The 21780-nt window shown below is 64.1% G+C and carries 21 protein-coding genes and 3 pseudogenes; 13 read left to right on the top strand and 11 right to left on the bottom strand.

Translation table 11 applies throughout. The features are described from left to right. Positions 1-87 precede the first annotated feature (87 nt). Positions 88-270: a DUF3606 domain-containing protein gene (locus EN859_RS32165; RefSeq protein WP_127856635.1), complete on the top strand. Its 183-nt coding sequence runs from the start codon at positions 88-90 to the stop codon at positions 268-270. 157 nt (positions 271-427) lie between these two features. Here the strand turns inward: EN859_RS32165 and EN859_RS40335 are convergent, their stop codons facing one another. The 6 genes from EN859_RS40335 to istA all read right to left on the bottom strand — a co-directional run bounded on the left by EN859_RS40335 (position 428) and on the right by istA (position 5555). Then, complete coding sequence (locus tag EN859_RS40335) at positions 428-649, bottom strand: RES domain-containing protein (protein WP_281015650.1); 222 nt, start codon at positions 647-649, stop codon at positions 428-430. Next, a complete protein-coding gene (locus tag EN859_RS32160; protein WP_281015652.1) occupies positions 588-908 on the bottom strand; it encodes an RES domain-containing protein in 321 nt (106 codons plus the stop codon). Before EN859_RS32160 ends, EN859_RS40335 begins: the two co-directional genes overlap by 62 nt. Before the next feature lie 295 nt (positions 909-1203). Beyond that, entirely contained in the window at positions 1204-2262 is a 1059-nt protein-coding gene (locus EN859_RS32155; protein WP_127856636.1) for an adenylate/guanylate cyclase domain-containing protein, read from the bottom strand. A 193-nt stretch (positions 2263-2455) separates the two neighbouring features. Continuing rightward, positions 2456-2911, bottom strand: a complete 456-nt coding sequence (locus EN859_RS32150) for an SRPBCC domain-containing protein (RefSeq protein WP_127856637.1) — start codon at positions 2909-2911, stop codon at positions 2456-2458. A 341-nt stretch (positions 2912-3252) separates the two neighbouring features. Next, the gene (istB, locus tag EN859_RS32145) at positions 3253-4008 is read right to left on the bottom strand and encodes an IS21-like element helper ATPase IstB (protein WP_127856638.1); all 756 of its coding nucleotides are present in this window, start codon (positions 4006-4008) and stop codon (positions 3253-3255) included. 11 nt (positions 4009-4019) lie between these two features. Beyond that, positions 4020-5555: an IS21 family transposase gene (gene istA, locus EN859_RS32140; RefSeq protein WP_127856668.1), complete on the bottom strand. Its 1536-nt coding sequence runs from the start codon at positions 5553-5555 to the stop codon at positions 4020-4022. Positions 5556-6005: 450 nt separating this feature from the next. On the opposite strand from istA, the gene EN859_RS32135 reads away from it, so the two are divergent. The 10 genes and pseudogenes from EN859_RS32135 to EN859_RS39820 form a co-directional block, all read left to right on the top strand. Beyond that, positions 6006-6275 carry an acylphosphatase gene (locus EN859_RS32135; protein WP_127856639.1) on the top strand — a complete coding sequence of 90 codons (270 nt, stop codon included), beginning with the start codon at positions 6006-6008 and terminating at the stop codon, positions 6273-6275. A 160-nt stretch (positions 6276-6435) separates the two neighbouring features. Next, complete coding sequence (locus tag EN859_RS32130) at positions 6436-7086, top strand: Rieske (2Fe-2S) protein (RefSeq protein WP_127856640.1); 651 nt, start codon at positions 6436-6438, stop codon at positions 7084-7086. Further along, entirely contained in the window at positions 7083-7928 is an 846-nt protein-coding gene (locus tag EN859_RS32125; RefSeq protein WP_127856641.1) for an aromatic ring-hydroxylating dioxygenase subunit alpha, read from the top strand. The genes EN859_RS32130 and EN859_RS32125 overlap by 4 nt, the downstream gene beginning before the upstream one ends. Further along, complete coding sequence (locus EN859_RS32120; RefSeq protein ID WP_127856642.1) at positions 7925-8584, top strand: glutathione S-transferase family protein; 660 nt, start codon at positions 7925-7927, stop codon at positions 8582-8584. The genes EN859_RS32125 and EN859_RS32120 overlap by 4 nt, the downstream gene beginning before the upstream one ends. A 1-nt stretch (position 8585) precedes the next feature. After that, entirely contained in the window at positions 8586-9965 is a 1380-nt protein-coding gene (locus EN859_RS32115) for an amidohydrolase (RefSeq protein ID WP_127856643.1), read from the top strand. 33 nt (positions 9966-9998) lie between these two features. Beyond that, positions 9999-11093 (top strand): BMP family ABC transporter substrate-binding protein, encoded by a 1095-nt coding sequence (locus EN859_RS32110; RefSeq protein WP_189502374.1) that lies wholly within the window; start codon positions 9999-10001, stop codon positions 11091-11093. Positions 11094-11095: 2 nt separating this feature from the next. After that, a complete protein-coding gene (locus EN859_RS32105; protein WP_127856645.1) occupies positions 11096-12619 on the top strand; it encodes an ABC transporter ATP-binding protein in 1524 nt (507 codons plus the stop codon). Beyond that, on the top strand, positions 12616-13716 hold the full coding sequence (locus tag EN859_RS32100) for an ABC transporter permease (RefSeq protein ID WP_127856646.1): 1101 nt from the start codon (positions 12616-12618) through the stop codon (positions 13714-13716). The genes EN859_RS32105 and EN859_RS32100 overlap by 4 nt, the downstream gene beginning before the upstream one ends. After that, the gene (locus EN859_RS32095) at positions 13713-14624 is read left to right on the top strand and encodes an ABC transporter permease (protein WP_127856647.1); all 912 of its coding nucleotides are present in this window, start codon (positions 13713-13715) and stop codon (positions 14622-14624) included. The genes EN859_RS32100 and EN859_RS32095 overlap by 4 nt, the downstream gene beginning before the upstream one ends. Before the next feature lie 166 nt (positions 14625-14790). Continuing rightward, positions 14791-14967: pseudogene (locus tag EN859_RS39820) on the top strand (acyl-CoA thioesterase); the annotation flags it as partial. A 426-nt stretch (positions 14968-15393) separates the two neighbouring features. Here the strand turns inward: EN859_RS39820 and EN859_RS32090 are convergent. Continuing rightward, positions 15394-15759: pseudogene (locus EN859_RS32090) on the bottom strand (transposase); the annotation flags it as partial. Here EN859_RS32090 and EN859_RS32085 point away from each other — a divergent pair. Next, positions 15759-16256: pseudogene (locus EN859_RS32085) on the top strand (UDP-3-O-(3-hydroxymyristoyl)glucosamine N-acyltransferase); the annotation flags it as partial. The pseudogenes EN859_RS32090 and EN859_RS32085 sit on opposite strands and share 1 nt — an antisense overlap. A 116-nt stretch (positions 16257-16372) precedes the next feature. Here the strand turns inward: EN859_RS32085 and EN859_RS39815 are convergent. Both EN859_RS39815 and EN859_RS32075 read right to left on the bottom strand, forming a co-directional pair. Further along, positions 16373-16819: a glycosyltransferase family 9 protein gene (locus tag EN859_RS39815; RefSeq protein ID WP_245525816.1), complete on the bottom strand. Its 447-nt coding sequence runs from the start codon at positions 16817-16819 to the stop codon at positions 16373-16375. 540 nt (positions 16820-17359) lie between these two features. Then, entirely contained in the window at positions 17360-18106 is a 747-nt protein-coding gene (locus EN859_RS32075) for a glucose 1-dehydrogenase (RefSeq protein ID WP_127856649.1), read from the bottom strand. 115 nt (positions 18107-18221) lie between these two features. Between EN859_RS32075 and EN859_RS32070 the strand changes: the two genes are divergently transcribed. Then, positions 18222-19112 (top strand): LysR family transcriptional regulator, encoded by an 891-nt coding sequence (locus EN859_RS32070; RefSeq protein WP_127856650.1) that lies wholly within the window; start codon positions 18222-18224, stop codon positions 19110-19112. A gap of 229 nt (positions 19113-19341) precedes the next feature. Here the strand turns inward: EN859_RS32070 and ccoS are convergent, their stop codons facing one another. Beyond that, positions 19342-19491, bottom strand: a complete 150-nt coding sequence (ccoS, locus tag EN859_RS32065; protein ID WP_127856651.1) for a cbb3-type cytochrome oxidase assembly protein CcoS — start codon at positions 19489-19491, stop codon at positions 19342-19344. After that, positions 19491-21770, bottom strand: coding sequence for a heavy metal translocating P-type ATPase (locus EN859_RS32060; RefSeq protein ID WP_127856652.1), 2280 nt, complete (start codon positions 21768-21770; stop codon positions 19491-19493). Before EN859_RS32060 ends, ccoS begins: the two co-directional genes overlap by 1 nt. Positions 21771-21780: the final 10 nt, after the last annotated feature.

Here is a 21780-nt window from a genome sequence, read left to right as displayed (position 1 = left end):
TTCAGTTCCATACCGAGTGTCGAAGGATCGAACCGGAAGAGGCCGGCGGCGTTGTTGGGAATTGGAACGCAATCCTTGGAGGCAGAAATGGCCACTCCTCAAACAACTCGCGGGCGCAGCCAGGACCGCGCAAAGGTCGCGGGTGGACAGGATCATGAAGTGAAGTACGAGGCAGGCAAGACCGGAGCCAGCAAGGCTGACGTCAAGTCGGCCGTGAAATCGGTCGGTAACAGTCGCAAGAAGGTTGAAGACAAATTGGGCAAGAAGTGAGCCGGCCCGACGTCCGCCACGCGGGCAACTAGGTCGGGGTACGCCGTGAGTAGGTGGATAGGCTTCCGAGAGCTTCATCCCTATCAATGCCCCTTCTCTGCGACGACCAAGGGACGTCGACAATCACGCTCCTACGCATGCCATAGGACGGCTGGCCCTATGGCGCCAGGCCGACCCCATAGCGCTCGGCGATCCGCCAGAACCAATCTTGATCGAGATCGACCTCGCGTGTCGACTCCGCGACGGCATCGGCCGATCGGTCGAACAGTGCATAGCAGAGTTCAGCATCATCATGCCGGGCATGGTAGGCGATGCCATCAGCGGCAATAGGGTGACGGGCCAGCGCGATCGACCACGCCTGCGGCACGTCGTAAGGCAACCCCCCCGTGTGTCACCTCGGCGGTTGCCCCCACTCGGGCAAGACCGGGCCCGGCAAGCCGGATCAAGTTCAAATCTCGGCCGATGAGCAGGCGGACATACGCCTTCCGCTTGAGTAGATCCGTATCGATGAGGGTGCGCCCAGGCGTTCTAAGGAACGTCTCGGCCAACGCCCCATTGGTCTCCTCAGCCGCGTAGAGAACGCCATAAGAGGCGTCGGGCGCGTTGAACCGCCCTTCCGTCGACCTGTCGAAGAAGATCGGTTCAACGCGCCGTGTAGAAGCGGTGGACCTCCTGCCCTGCCGGTAGCTTCACCAGCTCGGGCAGTCGCCTGTCCAGGTCTGCGGGAGGAAGTGGCCCGCTCACGCCCCCTGCTCACCGTGCCGCCTCGCGGCATCAAGCACGAGGTCAAGCTGGCCGGATCTGAGCAGCTCGATGGGCTTGCGATTGCCTAGCCTGACATCCGACTGGGAAAGGAAGTTGAGCACCGTCCAGGAATTGCGGGTTTGCAAAGCCTCACGAACGGCCTTCACGTCGGCGGCATCTTGTCGGCGCTTACGCATCCGGCAGGGTGAAGACGGTGCAGGGAGCCGCGATGCCGCGCAGCACGTGTTCGCCCAGCGGCACCAGCGGCGTGGTGGTCTCGGCGGCGACCGCGCCCGAGATCAGCACCGAGCGGCCGAGCGGCCGGCATAGCCCCTCCAGCCGGCTGACCAGGTTGACCGCGGGGCCGATGGCGGTGAAATCCAGCCGGTCGACCGCGCCGATATTGCCCCACAGCATCTCGCCGAGATGCAGCGCCGCGCCGAACGGCAGCCGCGGCAGGCCCTGCGCCTGCCGCCCCGCATCGAGATGGGCCATGCCGGCGCGGGCGGCGACGACGGCGCGCAGCGCCGCCTCGCAGGCCTCGGCCGGCGCAGCGGTGACCGGGAAAATCGCCAGCATGCCGTCGCCGATGAATTTCAGCACTTCGCCCCCGAAGGCGTGCACCGCGCCGGCGACGCGGTCGAACCAGGCGTCGAGCGCGGCGATCACCGCCGCGGGCTCGGTTGCCTCGGACAGGGCGGTGAAGCCGCGCAGGTCGGCATAGAGCAGCGCGGCGCGAATGGTTTCTCCGGTGCCGCGGCGCAGGGCGCCGCCCTGCACCCGGGCGGCACTGCGCCGGCCGAGATAAGCCTCGAGCAGCGCTGTCAGCGCCGCCCGCGCCGCAAGTGCGGCAAGGGGCGCCGCGGCGAACCGCGCGGCCTGGCGCAGCCGGGCAGCCTCGGCGGGGCCGAACGGCCGGGTTCCGGCCCAGCCCAGCACCGGACTATCCGGCGCCCGGCCATCCGGGCCCTCCTGCACCGGGCCGAGCTCCGCCAGCCAGTCGCGCCCGGCCTGGCCGAGCGGACCGCCGGCGAAGCTCAGCGCCTCGATCACCGCCCCGGTCTCCGCCCGCCAAAGCCAAGTGCGGCGGGTGATGATGGGATGCGGCACCGCGAGCGTCAGCGCGCCGCCGGCCAGCGGCAGGCCGTCAGCCAGAAGTCGGCCGCCGAGCTCGGCCAGAAACCGGTCGGGGGCGGCCGAGGCGCCGGCCTCGTCCACCAGCCAGGCGAGAGGCGCGGGCAGATCCATGGCGCGATTATGCGGCCACCGCGCCCGGCCTGTCATCCGCGCCGTGACGATGCGCAGCCGGGCCGCCGATCTATCCTCGCCCCGCCCTGCGGTCCGATCCTCGATGGCGCCGGGTTCGACACGCCTGCGAGCCGGCGTCCGCCGTCAAATTGCAACGGGCTCACGGCCAGCGATATCGAGCGCGGGAAGGCCGTCATCCCCTGCCCGTGTGGCCGTATTTGGGATCCGGGCCGGGATCACGCCCGGCTGCAACCTCGCCCAGCCTGCCGAGGTAATGAGCCCAGCCCTCCGCATGGCCGGCGCATTGCTCGGCATTGGGCAGGCCGGTGTGGGTCAGGCGCAGCAGCGTTCCGTCCGGCTGCTCGATCAGATCGATCTCGACGAGGCTCGATCCCGGCGGCACCTCCTCGCTCTCTTCCCAGCCGAAGCTGTATGCCAGACGGTGCACCGGCACCACCTCCCGGAAGTAGCCGCGAGCGACGCGAGCCCCGGTAACATTGACGAGATAGAGCCCACCGGGCTGCGGCTCGAGCTGCGCCTCCGTTCCCATCCAGCGCAGGATCTTCTCCGGATCGGTCAGGAGGGCAAACAGCGCAGCGGGGGGCGCCGGGATGTGTGTCTCGCGGCGGACGACGAGGGCCTCTTGCATCGGCTTCCTCCATAGTTGCGACAGCTGGAGCAATTGTACACCAGCCGGCTGCTCGTGCGATAGAATAGGATCGGACATCGAGACTGGTGTGCCGTCCAGAATTATCTGTCGCTGTCCGGAATTAAGCCAATCTTCGGAGGTCGTCTCCGCGCTCGTGCAAAAGCTTGAGCGCGTCGCTGCCGCACGACGTTATGCGTATTCCGATGAAGCCGGCCACCGATTCCGATTTGAAGCCGGCCAGTCATTCCGATTTCATTCCGGCCGCCATTCCGATTTGAAGCCGGACGTTTTTCGGTCTGATCCTGGGTCTCGTTGGTGTTTGGGTCGGGTTTTGTTTCAGGTCAAGCTTCGGTGTTTTCGGATGCGACTGGCGGCCGCTGTTTTCGCATGCTTTCACCAGTGAGATCGATGCGGTAGGCGTTGTGAACGAGGCGATCCAAGATGGCATCGGCAAGCGTGGGGTTTGCAATAATCTCCCACCAGCGGTCCACGGGCACCTGACTTGTTACGATGGTTGAGCGTCGCTCGTAGCGGTCCTCAATGATCTCCAGGAGATCGCGACGTTGGTCGTCATTGAGCTTTTCCGGTCCCCAGTCATCGAGGATCAGCAGGTCGGTCCTGGCAAGAGATTTGAGGATCCTGCCGTATCGCCCGTCGCCTCTTGCAAGCGAGAGAGCGGCGAACAGCCGGGGAACCCGGTGGTAGGCGACGGAGAAGTCTTCGCGGCAGGCCTTGTGGCCGAGCGCGCAGGCAAGCCAGCTTTTGCCGACGCCGGCTGGCCCGGTGACAAGAAGGCCGTGATGCTTTCTGATCCAGTCGCAGCCGGCAAGCGCCATGAACAGATTGCGGTCGAGACCGCGTGCGGCACGGAAATCGGCATTCTCGATCTGCGCGTCCTGGCGAAGCTTGGCAGCTCTGGCGCGGGCCTCGAAACGCTTCTGGCGGCGCATGGTCGCCTTGCGTTCGAGCAGCATGGCTAGCCATTCGCCGTGCTCGAGGCCGCGCGCTTCGGACTGAGCGTCGAGTTCCTGGAAAGCGGTTGCCATGCCGTAAAGGCCGAGCTCTCGCAGCATGTCGATGGTGGGATTGATCAGCATTGGTGGTTCTCTCAATGAAAGTAATCAGGGCCACGCAGATTGGCGTGATCGACGATGGCGGTTGGTTCGGTGGAATGGCGTGCGGCTTTGTGATTGGCGATGAGCGAGGCAATGCTCTTGCAGTTCAGGCTACCAATCTCGACAGCGCGAGCTGACACGACTTCGGCCCGATTGCGATCGATGTCACGAAACAGGCGTAGGATGCCCAGACATGTTCGAAAGCCCTGTTCGGGATGCGGACGGCTGGCAAGGATTGCGACGACCAGGCCTTCCGTTTGCGGTCCGATGGATGCGGCCCAGCGCCGAAAGCGCTCCGGTGTCCATTCGGCATAGCGCCGGTGGGAACTGGGCATGTGGTCCGGATCGGTTCCATGGCGAGGACCTCCATAGCGGCGCTGATGCGCCGCGACGCGCTTGCCACGGTGGAAGATCTCGATGGTGCGAGCCGTCGCTCTCAGGTCGACCTGCTGACGAATGAGGCTGTGGGGCACGGAATAAAAGAAGGTCTTGAACTCGACGTGGTAATCCGTCGAGACGCGGGCCAAACGCCATTCGGCAAACTCGTAATCCGCCGGTGGAAGACCGGCCAGAGTCGGGCGCTCGACGCTCTCGAAGAGCTGCCGGCGACTGACGCCCAGCCGGCGCATGACGTGGTCGTTGATGCGATCGAGTGCCTGGGCAATGGCGGCATTAGCCTCAGCCAGCGAGAAGAAAATCTGGTTGCGCAGACGGCCCAGAATGCAGGATTGGGCAAAACGCACTCCATTTTCCACTTTCGATTTATCCCGAGGGCGTTTGGGCCGTGCTGGAAGAACACCGACGCCATAATGAGAGGCCATCATGCCGTAGCTGCGGTTGATCTCGGGATCGTAGAAGCTGGCGCGACTGACGCCCGACTTCAGATTGTCGGGCACCACGAGTCTGGGAACACCCTGGAAAAACCGAAACATGCGGACATGCGAGCCAATCCAGTCGGGGAGCATTTGCGTCCAGGTCGCCTCGGCAAAGGTGTAGCTGGACGCACCCAGCACCGCCACGAAGATCTCCGCCTCGCGGATTTCGCCGCTCTTGCGGTCGACGATCGGGATCTTCTTGCCGGAATAATCCACGAAGACCTTGTCGCCGGCGGCGTGCTCCTGACGCATTGTCGGCGACAGTCGTTGCTGAAATCCCCGCAGCAGCTCACAAAAGCGACTGTAGCCGTAGCCTTCGGGATGCGCCTCTCGATACTCCTCCCACAGGATCAGCAAAGTGACGCCGGGCTTCTTGAGCTCAACCGCAAGATCGGCCCAGTTCGGCTCCGTGCGTCGCCGTGTCCCCTGCTTGACGCCGTTGCGGCTGAAAAGCTTGTGCTCGAGCGCATCGTCGGTCATCTCGCCCGGCAACGGCCAGCTCAATCCAACTGCTGCCGCACGCTGCAGGTTATCCTGCACCGTGCTGCGCGCTATCCCCAAAATGACTGCTATCTCGCGGGAGCTCGTCCCGCTTCCGGCAAGCCGAAGCATTTGTCTCAATTGTCTCATGGTCAGCCTTCTCTTCGCCGGCATCAAAATCTCCCCGTTTACGGTGGGGCACTTGATGCCAAAGTTGCTGACCCAGGAGGTAATCTTCAGTGCCGAAAACTGGCCGGTCTTTGATCGGAACGGTGGCCGGCTTCAAATCGGAATGGTGAAGGCATGTTGACCAGGTCGTGAGCGCGACTGGTTGGACTGAAACCTGTCTGTCGATCTTTGGGGATCAACCCGCACATAGCGGTCATTCCCATCTTCGACTTCAGGTCTGGCGTGACGACGCCTCAAAAACAGATGCCTCCAATGATACTCCCGTTGGCGCGTTGCGACAGAAACTCACTCACAGAAGAAAATTTGCGGACGTCATAGAGGATTGAGGGATCACAAGCCCCACACCACAGCCTGTTCATGGCGCTTGGTCAGGTGCTTCAGCGATTGAGCACAATGTAGGGATATATATATATCTGTTTCATTGCCGAGGTTTCTATGAGCGAGCAAAATCGATATTCCTGGCGGGAGCGCATGACGATCCTCGGCTATGTCGAGGCGGCATCCTTCCTTCCGTGGATCGAGCGTCATGCCGCCAAGCTCGGGCTCGCGCAGGCAATATGCGTTGCCGGTCCCGACCGCATCGAACTCGACATTGCCGGTCCGGCCGAACTCATCGACATGATGGAGATGGGGTGCTCTCTTGGACCAATCGATGTCTGGGTCGAGGCCATTCGCCGGACGCCGATCGAGAATGGATCGAGCTAGGTTTTCAAGGCGGTGGCCCTCCCCGGGAGACGTAATGCCCCTTTTTTAGGCATTATTGTCAGTGAGGAAATATTGTGCAAACGTGACCGGGCTTATTAGCAAATCCCTTGACCGCGAAGCCGGGCTCGGGAAGATGCTGATATCGTTTGAAAGTTGACGTATGCCACCCTATCCGACCGGCTCATGGATGCCAGTAGCCCTCTCCGCGGACTTGCCGGCGGGAACCGTGATGCCGGCGCAATCCCCAGTCGGACCGATTGCCCTTTGGCGAAGCCGCTCCGGCCGTGCGGCGGCCTTCGCCGACAGATGCCCCCATCGCGGCATGCGGCTTTCCCATGGCTTCGTGCGCGGTGAGACCCTGTCCTGCATCTATCACGGCTGGAGCTATGCCCAGGGCGGGAACTGCCTGCGCATCCCGGCCCATCCGGGACTGGCGCCGCCGGAGACGATTCGCGTCGCGACCCAGGCCGTCGAGGACAGCGGCGGTATCATATGGATTTCCGTCGGCGAAGCCGCTGCCCCGCCGCCGCGGCTCGAGGGTTTTGCCCCGTTGCGCTCCATGATGGTGGAGGCGGACATCGCGGCGCTGGAGGCGGCCGCGGGCGCGAAGGCCGACGGCGGCCTGCTCGACCATAGGCACGATGACCGGACGGTGCGGCTGCTGCTTGCCTCCGTAGGGGAAGCGCGGACGCTCATGCATGTTCTGGTGGGCGAGGACAGCAATCCGACCGAGCGGATCGCCGCGTCGCGGGCCGCCGAAACGCTGCGGCGCGCGGCTGAGGGCATTCGGCGCGGCAGGGTCGCCCAATGACCCGCAACGCGATGATCGACGAATGGTATCCGGTCGGCCTTGCCAGCCAGCTCGATGCGCAGGGGCGCAAGACGGCCCTCATGGGCGAAGCGATCGAGGTGCGGCTCGGCGACGACGGAAACGCCAAGGTCACGGGCGGCGGCGGACGTGCCCTGCCGGTCTGCGTGCGCTATGGCCATGTCTGGTCGTCGCCCGGCAACCCGCAAAAGGCGCTGTTTGCGATCCCCGAGGCCGATCAGCCCGGCCGCCGGCTCGTCGATGTCGGGGTGGTTCGCGTGCGCTGCTCGCCGTTGCGCGCGGTGGAGAACTTCCTGGACATTGCGCATTTTCCATTCGTCCATACCGACATATTGGGGGCCGAACCGCACACGGAGGTCCAGAACTACAAGGTCGAGATCCGCGAGGACGAGGACGAGGTTTGGGCGACCCAGGTGAGGTTCTACCAGCCGCAGGCCGCGAAGTCGGCGGAAGGCGGCATAACGACGGAATACATGTATCGCGTGCCCGCGCCGACCTGCTCGATCCTCTACAAGACCTGTCCGCCGCGCCCGGGCGAATGGGACGTCATTACGCTTTTCGTGCAGCCTCTTGCCGAAGACCTGTGCGACGTGTGGCCATGGATGGCGCTGTTCGACGACGAGACGCCGATGACAGACCTGATCCATTTCCAGCAGACGATCTTCGTCCAGGACCGGTCGATCCTCGAGAACCAGATTCCGGGGCTGCTGCCGCTCGATCCCGGCATGGAGATTCCCACGCGAGCCGACCTCACCTCGGTTGCCTACCGGCGCTGGCTGAAACGCCATGGCTACACCTACGGCGCGCAACTGGTGGCGCAATGAAGCTCTATGACTACGTGCTGTCGCCGAGCTGCTATAAGGCGCGCCTGATGGCCGCGCTGGCCGGGGTGAAGCTCGACATCCGGCCCGTCGACTTCCATCCCGGTGCCGAGCATCGCGGTCCGGAACTCATGGCGCTCAACCCGGCGGGTTCGATCCCGATCCTGGAGGATGGCGACCTCGTCCTGACCGAATCCTCGGCAATGCTGGTCTACCTCGCAGCGCAGGCGGCGCCGCAATGGCTGGGCAACGATACGGCCGGAGAGGCGGCGCGCGTCCAGCAATGGCTTTCCTTCTCGCATCGGCTGACCGCCAGCCTGGGGGCGGCGCGCCTGCATGAGATGCTGCTGCGTCCGGGCAATATCGATGTCCTTCTGGGACAGGGGACAACGGCCCTGCGGGAGCTGGAAGCCGGCCTCGTCGAACAGCATATCCGCGGCCAGCGCTTCCTCGCGTTGGACCGGCCGACTGTCGCCGACATCGCCTGCTTTCCCTATGTGGCGCTGGCGCCGGACGGCGGCGTCTCGCTCGATCCCTATCCCGCGATCCGGCTATGGTCGCGGGCGATCCGCGGTCTCGACGGCTTCATCGAGATGCCCGGCATCCACCGGCTGCACGAGCTCAGACCCGAGCCCGTCCCAGAAGTAGGCGAGGCCTGACGTGGCGGGCTATCTGTTGAAGAACTGCGCTGCGGTCATCGTAGACGATGGCAGCGGTCCGCGCATCCGTCGCAATGTCGATGTGTTGACCGACGGCCCGGCGATACGGGCCATCGGCGAAGGTCTCGACAAGGGGGAGCTGCCTGTCGGAACTGTGGCGCAGGATGCCGCCGGCTGGTTCGTCTATCCCGGCCTCGTCAACACCCATCACCACTTCTTTCAGTGCTTCGTGCGCAACCGCGCCGATCTGGACTGGACGAAGCTGTCGGTCATCGAATGGCTCGACCGCATCTATCCCATCTTCTCGCGGCTGACCGAGGAGTGCTTCTACCACGCATCGGTCACGGCCATGGCGGAGTTGATAAAGCACGGCTGCACGACGGCGTTCGACCATCAGTACTGCTTTCCGCGGCATGCCGGCAAAAGGCTGATCGACCGGCAGTTCGAGGCGGCCGAACTGCTCGGCATGCGCTTCCATGCCGGACGTGGCGGCAACACGCTGCCGAAATCGGAAGGCTCGACCATCCCCGACGCCATGCTGGAAACGACGGACGAATTCATCGCCGACTGCGCCCGGCTGATCGACGCCTACCATGATGCCGGTCGCTTCGGCATGCGCCAGGTCGTCGTCGCGCCCTGCCAGCCGGTCAACTGCTATCGCGAGACATTCGTGGAATCGGTGGCGCTGGCGCGCGACCGCAAGGTGCGCATGCACACCCATGTCGGCGAGGGCGAAAGCCCGGTCATGCAGGCCCGCCACGGCCTGCGCACGGTGGACTATTGCGCGGAGATAGGTTTCTGCGGGTCGGATGCCTTCTATGCCCATTGCTGGGAGCTGACCCACGACGAGCTGGGCAAGATGGCCGCCACCGGCACTGGCGTCGCGCACTGCCCGGAGCCGGTCTATCTCGTCGGCGCCGAAATCACCGACATACCGGCGATGTCGGCCCTCGGGCTCAGTGTGGGGCTGGGTTGCGACGGTGCCGCCTCGAACGACAATTCCAACCTGATGTACTGCATCCATTCCGCCTACATGCTGCAATGCCTGTCGGCGTCGACACGTGACCATCCGGTCCCGCCGCCGGCCGATTTCCTCGGCTATGCGACGACCGGGGGCGCGGCGCTGCTCGGGCGCGGCGACATCGGCAGGCTGTCGCCCGGCATGGCCGCCGACCTGTTCGCCATCGACACGCGGCGCATGGACTATGTCGGCACGCGGCATGATCCGCTGAGCCTGCTGGCCAAGGTGGGCATCGGCACGCCGACCGACATGACGATGATCAACGGCCGCATCGTCTGGGCCAGGGGAGAGTTCCCGGGGCTCGACGAGGCAAGGCTGTTCGCGCAAGCCGAGGCGGCGCTCGCCACCGTGGAATTCTAGAAGCCAAAACCAAAAGCAAGGGGAACCGACATGCTGACAAATCTTACCCGCAGAACATTGATGAAGGGCGCTGCCGCTACCGGGTTTGTCGCCGCGGTGGGCAGCCGCGCGCTTGCCGCCGACGAACCGCTGGGCATCGTGCTCGTGGTCCCGTCGCCGGTCGGCGATGTCGGCTGGGGCCGTGCGCTGGCCGACGGGCTCGAGCCGGTCAAGGCCGCCTACGGCGACAAGGTGAGGGTCACCATCATCGAGAACATACAGGAAGGCCCCGACGCCGACCGCATCATGAACAAGGCGGTCGCCGACGGGAACAAGTTCCTGATCGCCGGCTCCTTCGGCTATCAGAACGGCGCCCTGCAGATCGCGCGCCGCAATCCCGACGTCACCGTGCTGCATGCTTCCGGTTTCCAGGTGGTGCCGAACTTCTCGCCCTTCGCGGCCCAATATTCCCAGGGCACCTATCTGATGGGCATGGCGGCGGCCGCGCTTTCGAAGACCGGCAAGCTCGGCTCGGTTTCCGCCTTCGCCATTCCCGAGCTGATCACCTCCATCAACGCGTTCACGCTGGGAGCGCAGGCTGTGAAGCCCGATGTCGAGGTTTCGGTCGTATGGGTGAACTCCTGGTTCGACCCGGCCAAGGAGCAGGAAGCCGCCAAGGCGCTGCTGGCGCAGAAATGCGACGTCATCTTCTCCAACGCGCAGGACACGCCTTCCGTCGTTTCGGCTTGCGAGGAGGCCGGCATCCCCGCCTTCAACCTCAACTCGTCGATGAAGAAATACGCGCCCAAGACCTATCTCGGCTGCGTGGCGACCGATTGGTCGCCCTTTTTCAAAGCCTCGGTCGACGCCCACCTTGCCGGTACCTTCAAGGGCGCCAACGCCTTCTTGGGTGTCGGCGACAAGGTCGTCGAAGTCGTCGACTGGAACCCGGGCATCCCGGCCGACATCATGACCAAGATCAAGGAAGTTGAAGCCAAGATCGCCGACGGCAGCTTCTCGCCCTTTGCCGGTCCGATCGCCAAGGCCGACGGCAGCGAAGGCGTCCCCGCCGGCAAGACGATGACCGAGGCCGAGATCGTCGCCATGGACTGGCACGTCAAGGGTATCACCACGCCGCTGCCCAAGTAACCATGACCGCCCCGCTTCTGTCGCTGCGCGGCATCTCCAAGAGCTACGGCCAGATCCATGCCAATCGGGACATCGATCTGGACGTGGCTCCGCGCTCGATCCATGCGATCCTCGGAGAGAACGGGGCGGGCAAGTCGACGCTGATGAAGCTGATATACGGCGTCGAGCAGCCGGACGCCGGAACAGCGACCTGGAAAGGAGAGACCCTCGCGCTTGCGTCCCCGGCGGACGCGAGGCGCAAGGGGATCGGCATGGTCTTCCAGCATTTCTCGTTGTTCGAGACGCTGACGGTGGTGGAGAATGTCCGGCTGGTCGTGCCCGGGAGCAAATCGGATCTTGCGCAAGGCATCCGCAAGCTCGGCCGCGACTTCGGTCTTGAGGTCGATCCGCTCGCCCATGTGCACGCGCTCTCGGTCGGAGAGCGGCAGCGGGTGGAAATCATCCGCTGCCTGCTGACCGAACCGCAGCTCCTGATCCTCGACGAACCGACCTCCGTCCTGCCGCCGCAATCGGTGGACAAGCTTTTCGAGACATTGCGGCGGCTGCGCGACGGCGGCGTGTCCATTCTGTTCATCTCGCACAAGCTGGAGGAGATCCGTGCGGTCTGCGACCGCGCGACCATCCTGCGCGGCGGGCGCATTACGGGCCATGTGGATCCCCGCGACCACGACGCGCACGATCTCGCCCGCATGATGATCGGCCGCGACATGCCGCAGCCCATGCCGGCGGTTGCGCATTCCGGCGGAGAAAAGCGCCTCGAAATCGTCGGCCTCGAGCATCGGCCGGACGATCCCTTCGCCGCGGCGCTTTCCGACGTCAGCCTGACGGTCCGGGCGGGCGAGATCCTTGGTATCGCGGGCATATCGGGCAACGGGCAGAGCGAACTCGCGGCGCTGATCTCGGGCGAAACGGTGCTGCCGCGCGAAAAGTCCGAGCGTATCTTCATGATGGGAAGGGACGTCGGCGCGCTCGATGCGGCTGCCCGCCGCCGGCTGGGCTTCGCCTTCGTTCCGGAGGAACGGCTGGGCCGCGGCGCGGTGCCGGAAATGTCCCTCGTCCTCAACAGCCTTCTGACCGCCCATCCCTCCGGCCTCCTGAAACGCGGCCTGGTCGACACGGCCCGTGCGAAGGCGTTCACCGACGACTGCATCCGGCAATACGACGTGCGCACGCCGGGTTCCGAAACGGAGGCCGGGGCGCTTTCGGGGGGCAATCTGCAGAAGTTCATCGTAGGCCGCGAGATCATGCTGTCTCCGAAATTGCTGTTCGTGGCGCAGCCCACCTGGGGCGTGGATGTCGGCGCCGCATCCGCCATCCGCCGGCGTCTCGTCGCCCTCCGCAACGAGGGCATGGCCACCCTGGTCATCTCGGAGGAACTGGAGGAACTGTTCGAGCTCTGCGATTCGATCCAGGTGATCCATCAGGGCCGGCTGAGCCCGCCGCTGGTGACGCGCGACACCAGACCCGAGGAGATCGGCCGCTACATGATCGGCGCGCATTCGACGGCCGAAAAGGTCCCCGCATGAGCGTTCTGTCCCGGCCGTTCCTTCCCGTGCTGGTTCGCCGGGAACATGCCTCGCTTGCAATCAAGCTGGTCGCCCCGCCCGCCGCGCTCGGCCTGGCGACGCTGCTCAATCTCGCGCTCTACCTGCTGATGGGCCGCGATCCCCTCGCCGTCTTCCACGCGATGCTTCTGGAACCCTTCCTGTCCTGGGCCTCGTTCTCGGAAGTCCTGCTGAAGATGGGGCCGCTGCTGCTGATCGCGCAGGGGCTTGCGATCGGCTTTCGCGCAAAGGTCTTCAACATCGGCGCCGAGGGCCAGTTCATCCTCGGCGCGATCTTCGCATCGGCCATTCCCATTTGGCTCCCGCAGGCAACGGGCCAGTGGATCTGGCCCGCAATGCTCGTCCTCGGTGCACTGGGCGGCGCGCTTTGGGCCTCGCTCACGGCGTTCTGGCGCGTGCGGCTCAACGCAAACGAGATTCTCGTATCGCTCATGCTGGCGCTCGTTGCCGCGCAGCTGCTCAACCATCTGCTTCTCGGCCCCTGGAAGGACCCGGCCGGCTTCAACTTCCCGCAGTCGGTGATGTTCCAGTACGACGCGATGGTGCCGATTCTGATCCCCGGCACCCGCGTCAACGTCTCGCTGCTTATCGCCTTCGCGTTCTCCCTCGCGGCCTGGGTCTTCATGCAGAGGAGTTTCGCCGGCTACAAGCTGCAGGTCGGCGGCCTTGCGCCGCACGCGGCCGGATACGCCGGCTTCAACGAAGGACGCGCGATCTGGCTTTCCCTCCTCATCGGCGGCTTCGCGGCGGGCCTCGCCGGGGCGGCCGAGGTGGCTGGGCCGCTCGGCCAGTTGCAGCGCTCCATCTCGACCGGTTACGGCTATGCCGCCATCATCGTTGCGTATCTCGGTGGCCTTCACCCGATAGGCATCATTTTTTCCGCGCTGCTCATGGCGGCCCTCTATATCGGCGGCGACAACGCCATGGTCTCGGCAAATCTGCCGGTCGCCGCGGTCCGGGTCTTCCAGGGCAGCCTGCTGCTCGCCTATCTCGTCGCCATCGCCTTCGTCCGCTACCGGCTCGAACGGCGCCATGCCGCCCACGGAAGCGCTCCATGAATGCCCTCGAGTTCATCGTCGCCGGAATGCTGGCGGCGGCCACGCCGTTCCTTTTGGCGGCGCTCGGCGAAATGGTGGCCGAGCGGGCCGGCGTCCTCAATCTCGGCGTGGAGGGACTGATGGCCTTGGGGGCGGTCATCGCCTTCATCATCGTCTATCACGGCGGCGGCCACCTCCTGGGTTTCCTGGCCGCGGGCCTCGCCAGCGCGGCTCTTTCCCTTGTCTTTGCCGTCATCGCGCTGGGGTTCCGCGCGAACCAGGTCGCGGTGGGACTCGCCATAGGCATACTCGGCCAGGGCCTCTCGGCACTGTTCGGCAAGACCTATGAGAGCCTCACGGTCAAAGGCCTTCCGAAGCTTTCATTGCCCTGGCTTTCAGATATCCCGGTCATCGGCGGCCTGTTCGCTCAGGACGTCGTCGTGTGGCTCTCGCTGGCCGCGACCGTCGCCATCTGGGCTATATTCGCCTACACCAAGACCGGCCTTGTCGTGCGCGCCGTCGGCGAGAATCCCAAGGCGGCCCATGCGCTCGGCTATCCGGTGATCGCCGTGCGCTTCGCCGCTGTCGCCTTCGGCGGCGTGTTGGCGGGTTTCGCCGGCGCCTACGCGGCCGTGGTCTACACGCCGCTGTGGGCCGATGGCATGATTGCCGGGCGCGGCTGGATCGCGATCGCGCTCGTCGTCTTCGGCACCTGGCTCACCAGCCGTATCTTCCTCGGCGCCTGCCTCTTCGGTGCCGTCTCCCTGGCAAGCCTGGCGGCCCAGGCGACCGGACTGGACGTTTCCTCGCAACTTCTATCGAGCCTGCCCTATCTCGTGACAATCGTCGTGCTGGGCATTATTTCTTCGAACCGGCGTCTGCTCAAGCTCAACGGCGTGGCTTCGCTGGGAGAGCCTTTCGAACAATAGTGTCGCTCGCCGCCCAGGCGCGCAATAACCCGACATCTGAGCGCAGGGCGCACCGTCCCTGGGGCATGAAGGGCTGCACACAATCCTCAAGACCAAGCCTTAAAATGCTGAGCTGATCCCGGGCCAATCCTGCCGGCAATGCCAGCCTGACCGACACCGCCTCGTCCGACGTCACACCAATTCCTGCTACTTCACGATGGTGGCGGTTGACGATGAGGGCAGTCCGGCAGAGGTGCCGGCTTCAAAAACGATGAACGCAACGCACCAACGCCGATTGCGGGCGGAACTTCGCCGCGAACTGCGTCGCGAGTTCGAGCAACGGTTCGAAGCGGTTGGCAGCTAGGATATGTTAATCGTAAGCGTTGGGTGTTCGCAATCGAGCCAGGTTATGGAGCGTTGTCAGGTCAGCAATGACAACGTCAGCGGCAATCCATCTCGGCTTTCAGGTAATGAGGATTTCGAGTTCAGCGTCCGAAATGAAGGCGCATTTCAGATAGGCAGCAATGGGGCCGAAAGCTGAATGGCATCTGTGGACGCCCCTTCGGACGCAAGCGGTTTTTTTGGCGGTGGGCACGATGTCGGATGCTGCCATCTGTCCGGCCTCCTGATGCAGCCATCGGCTGCGGGCCCGTATGGGAGTTCGCGGACTGGATCCACATCAGCTTTCCGCGCTTGGGTAGCGCTCTGCCATTCCCTGGTTCTCCCAGCCCCGTCTCGCCGACTGTTGTGCCATACCCTCCTTCCCACAGCCTCTGACGTCGATCCCGGCTTACGCCGCGACCGCCACCGGAGCTCGATAAATTCCGCCCTTCGCCAGAAGGGCCCAAACAATGCGCGCCATCTTGTTGGCGAGCGCCACCGTCACCAGGATGTGAGGCTTGCGCTCCAGCATTCGTTCCAGCCAGGATCCCTTGGGAGCTCCGCGCCGCGACGCCTGTTTGACGACGGCGCTGGCGCCGATGATCAGCAGGCGGCGCAGTGTTCGCTCGCCCATCTTCGACGTCGCGCCGAGCTTCTGTTTGCCTCCGGTCGATCGCTGCAACCGTGTCAGACCCAGCCAGGCCGCGAAGTCGCGACCCTTGGCGAACGTCTCAGCAGCAGGAGCAAGGGCGGTCAACGCCGTCGCGGTGATCGGGAGCTCGCATCGGCCAAGACGGCTTCGGGTTCGCACTGAGTGCTCCTGGGCATGTCAAAATCGCCCATCTTGGCCGAGTCGTTGTCGGCAACGATGTGGAAATCGGGGCTAACAGCACGGTCGATCGCGGTAGCTGGCGCGACACTGTCATCGGTGACGGAACGAAGCTCGATAATCTTGTGCAGGTAGCGCACAACGTGGGGATCGGGCGGCATTGCGTCATAGCCGCCCAGGTGGGCATAGCCGGCTCTACGATCCTGGAGGATCACGTTGCGGTTGGGGGACAGAGCGCCATTGCCGGTCACCTCCGCATCGGTCGAGGCGCGCAGCTGGCTGCAGCGTCCAAGCTCATGAGAGACGTCCCTGGTGGCGAACGCTGGGGCGGAATGCCGGCCAAGCCGTTGCGAGAATGGTTCCGCGAGCTGACCACCGTCAAAAATCTGGTAAAACGTCGCAACGGTCGCGGAGCTTCGGCCAACAAAGCCAAGCGCAATTGAAGGCGCTCATTCGGTGCGGATGCGGTAAACACCATTTTGCACGCGGTGACCATTAGTGCCATGCAACTTGTTCCTGGGGCGACTGCCTGGTCCAGACCCTCATCCGACCAGCTGACTCAGAGCTTTCCGGCCTCCATTGCCTTCAGCCTTTCAGACTCGCTCAAATCGAGCGCAGCTGTAATGACTTCCTCGACCTGCAGGCGATGTACGCAATAGACCCCACCGGGATTGTTCGGTTTGCACATGTTGGGGGCAACGCATTGGCAAGGCAGCCGAGGCGCGACGATTCGATGCGGAACGCCGAACGGCCCCCATATGTCTGGCGGGGTCAACCCATATAGGCCGATGACAGGAGTTCCCACTGATGCCGCCAGATGCATGGGGCCACTCTCATTCCCCAGAAAGACAAAAGCGTCACCAAGCAACGCCGCCAGAGTTTCGAGCGAGACTGTCCCGACTAAGCTTGCCACGGGTGATAGAGTTGCTGCAAGTATTGTTTGCTCGGTTTGCGTCTCGTCCGATCCACCAATATGCAAGGACCGAACACCAGTTAAGGCATAGATTTTGTCAATTACTGCAGCAAACCGCTCCGGTTGCCAGGATCGCCCCTCAAAGCGGGCCCCGCATGGACGGCGACGTAAGCTTTTTTGACTAAACCCCTTTCCGCGAGGAGTCGTGCGCTCTCAGTTTGGGCGGCCAATGTCGGCGTAAGCCTCGGCGTGGCGTCAGCGATATTAACGTTGAGAGCATCAAGAGGCGAAAGATATCGGTACACATAGTGGGAGCCGCCCTGACCAAAGGGCGCGGCAAAGAGATTTGCGGGCTGACCCTCCCAGAATTTCAAGGGCCTGTCCGGAGGCTCGAATCCAACCCGCAGCGGCGCGCCTACCGACCGATGCAATATCCTGGATGTCTTGGAATCACTCAGATCAACGGTGAGATCAAACCTCCGTTGGCGAAGATCTGAAATCAAGCTCAGATACTCACCCAACCGCTGCGAGACGCTCTTTCCCTTGCCGCGGCGATCGAACCCGATTGCTTCATCCGCGATATTTTGGCAGCACCAGCGATTTGACCCGTTGCGGAACGCTCTCAGCGGTGCGTCAGCGCTGCCCGCCTGAGGCGGTGATGCGTTCCCCGGTCAGCCAGCCGGACTGATCGGACGCGAGGAAGACGGCAACACGCGCGATGTCATCAGGTTGGCCTAGGCGCCCCATCGGCAGCGTCGCGCCGATGTTCCTGGCGGTTTCGCCCTCGACACCGACGACTGCGAGGCCTTCGGTTTCCGTCATGCCAGGCGCGATCGCGTTGACCCGGATCTTGCGGCCGGCGAGCTCGTCGGCGAGTGCCCGAGTGATGGTGTCGACTGCGCTCTTGGAAGCCGAATAGACGACGGAATTCGGCACCGGGTTGGCGCTCGAGATTGTGCTCAGATTGATGACACTCCCGCCGCCATCTCCGAAAGCACCAACCGCTTCCTGCATGGTGAGGATGGTGCCCAGCACGTTGGTGTCGAACTGCCGGTGGAACTCCGCTTCGGTCACTTCCTCAAGCGCTCCGAATCGGTACACGCCGGCATTGTTAACGAGGATGCTGGGCGCCCCGAAGGCAGCCTTCGTCTCGGCGAAGAGCCGCTTCACGTCCGCGCTCTTGCTGACATCCGCCTGAATCGCCACGGCCTCGCCGCCCTCGCGCAGGATGTCTGCGACCACCTTGTCCGCGTCCTCCTTGCTCGATGCGTAATTCACCACCACAGCGGCACCCGCCCTGGCAAACTGCCGCGCTATCGCCGCGCCGATGCCCTTCGATGCACCGGTCACGATCGCTACCTTGCCCTTCAGCTCGTTCATCATCTTTCTCTTTCACTCGGTGATCCGCCGCAACGCGGCGTGTGGCCGAAGAGGTAAATCATGCGCCGAAGAGGGAGTAGAGGTGCCGATCTCATATGATATATACATTCATTGCATGAGTGATCGGCTGCAGCAACTCGCGATCTTCGTCCGCACTGTCGAGACCGGTAGCTTCTCGAAGGTGGCCCGGGAGTTCGGGCTGTCGCAACCCTCGGTGTCCCGGACGGTCGCCGCACTCGAAGAGCGGCTGGGCGTCAAGTTGCTTACCCGGACCACACGCCAGCTCTCGCTTACCGACGCAGGTGAGGCTCTGTTGCCTCGCGCCCGCGACGCGCTTGCCGGGGTTGAGGAGGCGGAAAGCGCTGCACGCGGCGCCGACAGGCTGTCCGGCACACTGCGCGTGGCGCTGTCGCAAGGTTTCGGAGCGCGGCAGATCGTGCCGCGGCTGCCGGCCTTCCTTGACAACCATCCCCTGCTCAAGATCGATCTCATGATGTCCGACCTTTATGAGAACCTCATCGCAGAAGGCGCCGACATGGCCCTCCGCCTCGGGGAACAGCCGGACTCGAGCTTCGTGACCCGCAAGCTCGCCACCAACCGCCGCCTGTTCGTCGCCTCGCCCACCTACCTCGCCGGCCGCGGTACTCCGAAGACCCTTGCCGAACTCGGCCGGCACCATCTCATCAGTGGGCCGAGCGATAGGAACGAACAGAACTGGACGGCGCATCGGGACGGCATCGCCGAAATTCAACCCGTCAGCCCCCGCGTGCGGACCCGCTCGACAGTAGGTGTCCTCGCCTGCGCGAGCGCGGGCCTGGGCATCGCGATCGCCTCGACATGGATGTGCGCTGACGAACTCGCCTCCGGTGCATTGGTGGAACTCCTGGCGGACTACCGCCTCGACCCCGTAGCCGCTTACGTCGTGTTCCCGGCCGGACGGCGCCCCTCGCAAAAGGCACGCGCCTTCAGCGACTACCTCGAGATGACGCTGGCGGCCGAGCAATGATTGACCGCCGGACAACACTGCGACGCCGCTGTGCTCAAGGATGCGACTTCCATATAGCTTCTGAGGCAGGTCGGCAAAGTCCGCGAGTACGACCTTAGTGGCGGATCCTGTTGCGTCGCCTTTCAGGAATCCGCGAAAGCGGTCCCAATGACCGCCATTGGGCGCATTTCTGACTTTCAGTCAGGGAAGCCTCAGGGTCTCGGGTTCGCGCTGATCGCCGACCAACGGCCTATGGCTTGTCCTCGTCGTCATGGAGGATTCGCTCCGCCGCGCCGTCCAAATCTTCGTACTGGCCAGCGCGCAGCGACCACAGGAAGGCTGCAAGCCCCGCTAGACCTAGCAGGATCGCGACCGGGACGAGGACGACGAGATAATTCATCAGTGCATGCCAGCAACCGCGTGCGTTGAACCCGAGGCATAAGGGCCCTTTGCGGGCGCGGTTTGAACAGCGGGCCGCAGCCGCATGGCATTCGCGACCACCAGTAGCGACGACAGCGACATCGCGAGCGCCGCCAAAAGCGGGGTCACGTAGCCTGCTACGGCTATGGGCACCGCCAAGGCGTTATAGGCGATGGAAAGCCCAAAGTTCTGCCGAACCAATCTCCCCGCCCTCCTTGAGATGTCGAGTGCTTGGGTCACGGCCGAAAGGCCCTCGGCAAGGAAGACGAAGTCCGCAGCGTTTCGGCCAATATCGACGGCCGTGCTTGGCGCCATGGAGACGTGGGCGGCGGCCAGCGCTGGCCCGTCGTTCAGTCCGTCTCCGACCATGAGGACCTTGCCACCGCAACTGGTTAGTTGCTCTATGCGGGCAAGTTTTCCGGCCGGAAGCGATTCGGCTTCGACTTGATCGATGTCAAACCGTCTCGCCAGCGCCTGTACCAGCTGCCGCCGGTCGCCAGAAACGATACCCACTTGCAATCCGGCACTTTTGAGATCGCGGACTGCCTGATCAGCACCGGGGCGGACACCGTCCTCGATCAAGAACGTCGCCAGCCACTCCCTGTCTTTTGTCAGCACCGCAACGGACGTCTCTGGGTATTGTTCGTGTTGCACGCTGCTGTCTGTCGCCCAATCATGGCGACCAAGACGGTAAACGACGCCTTCTGCGCGGGCTTCCAGGCCGAGGCCTGGAATTTCCTTCACTTCGAAGGCAAAAGGCGGCGCCAGCCGCCCCGCTCCGGCAGCCGCTATCGCCGAGGCGGATGGGTGTCGGGACCCGGCTGCGATCGCGGCAGCAATGCCAAGAGCAGCCGGTGCGATCTCGTCTGCATTGGCCAGGACCGGCTTTCCGAGAGTGAGCACTCCGGTCTTGTCGAACAGGACGATTTCAGCCTCGGCAAGACGCTCGAGGGCGGAACCATCCTTCACCATGATGCCCCGCTCGAACAGGCGCCGCGCCGCCACGACCTGAACGATGGGAACGGCGAGACCGAGGGCACAGGGGCAGGTTATGATGAGGACAGAGATGGCGACGGCTATGGAGCGATGCCAGTCGCCGGTGGCGAAAAGCCAGGCGGCCAAAGACAGCAGGGCGATCGTGTGGACGACAGGCGAATAGAGCGCAGCAGCACGGTCCGCCAGCCGGCGGTAACGTGCCCGTCCGCCTTCGGCAGCTTCCATCATCCGGACCATTTCGGCCAGGAAAGAGTCTTCCGCCCGCGCCGTAGCCCTCATCGTAAGCGGGCCCGTGAGGTTCATCAGGCCGGCCCGAACCGCTGTTCCGGGCGACGCCGGACTGGGCGCGCTTTCGCCCGAAACCAGAGAGCAGTCGAGATCGGAGCTTCCGGTTTCCACGACACCGTCGACCGCAATGCGGTCACCGGGAGCGATGAACAGGGTCGTACCCGGCTCGATCATCGCCGTCGGGACGTAGCGCCTCGTGCCGTCGGTCTCGACGATCGTGGCGCCGACGGGCGCCAGCCGCGCCAGTCCGGCGACTGCGGATCGCGCCTTCTCGCGCATCATATGATCCAATGTGCGTCCAGCCAGCAGGAAGAACAGGAGGGACGTTGCAGCGTCGAAATAAGCGTACGTCGCGCCGTGGACGGTATCGTAGAGACTAAGCCCGAAGGCGAGCGTCACGCCGACCGAGATCGGCACGTCCATGTTCGTGCGGAAGTGGCGCAGCGCCGACCAGGCCGAGAAATAGAAGATGCGGCCGGAATAGAGGATGGCGGGAAGCGCCAGGGCGGCCGAGACGAGATGGAACGCCTGCCGCGTCTGCCCGCTGGCGCCGGACCAGACGGACACCGACAGCAGCATGATGTTCATGGCGCAGAAGCCCGCCACGGCCAGGGCCTTGAGCAGGCGCGACAGTTCCGGGTCCTTTGCGTCTGCCTCGAAAGAAAACAGATGCGCCGGGTAGCCGATCTTTTCCAGCGTGCCGATCAGGTCCGGAGCGGTGCCGTCGACCGTGCGCCACCGGACGGCGACCCGCCTTGTGGACAGGTTGACGCGCGCGTTCGCCACGCCACCGAGCGCTGACAGCGTCTTTTCGACGGCCGCAATGCAAGCGCCACAGTGCATGCCCGGCACCGAAAGGTCCGTCTGACGCGTGCCGTCGCCGAGATCGCGACTGGCGAGGATAATTTCCTCCAGTGCGACCGAGCGCGACACTTCGATTTCGAGCCTGGCGCCGGCGGGCGAGCAGCAGGACATCGCTCAGGCC

The organism is Mesorhizobium sp. M00.F.Ca.ET.216.01.1.1 (assembly GCF_004010325.2).
Classification (GTDB): Bacteria; Pseudomonadota; Alphaproteobacteria; order Rhizobiales; family Rhizobiaceae; genus Mesorhizobium.
Note: the sequence above shows the minus strand (reverse complement) of the source record. Positions and strands in the feature narration are given on the sequence as shown.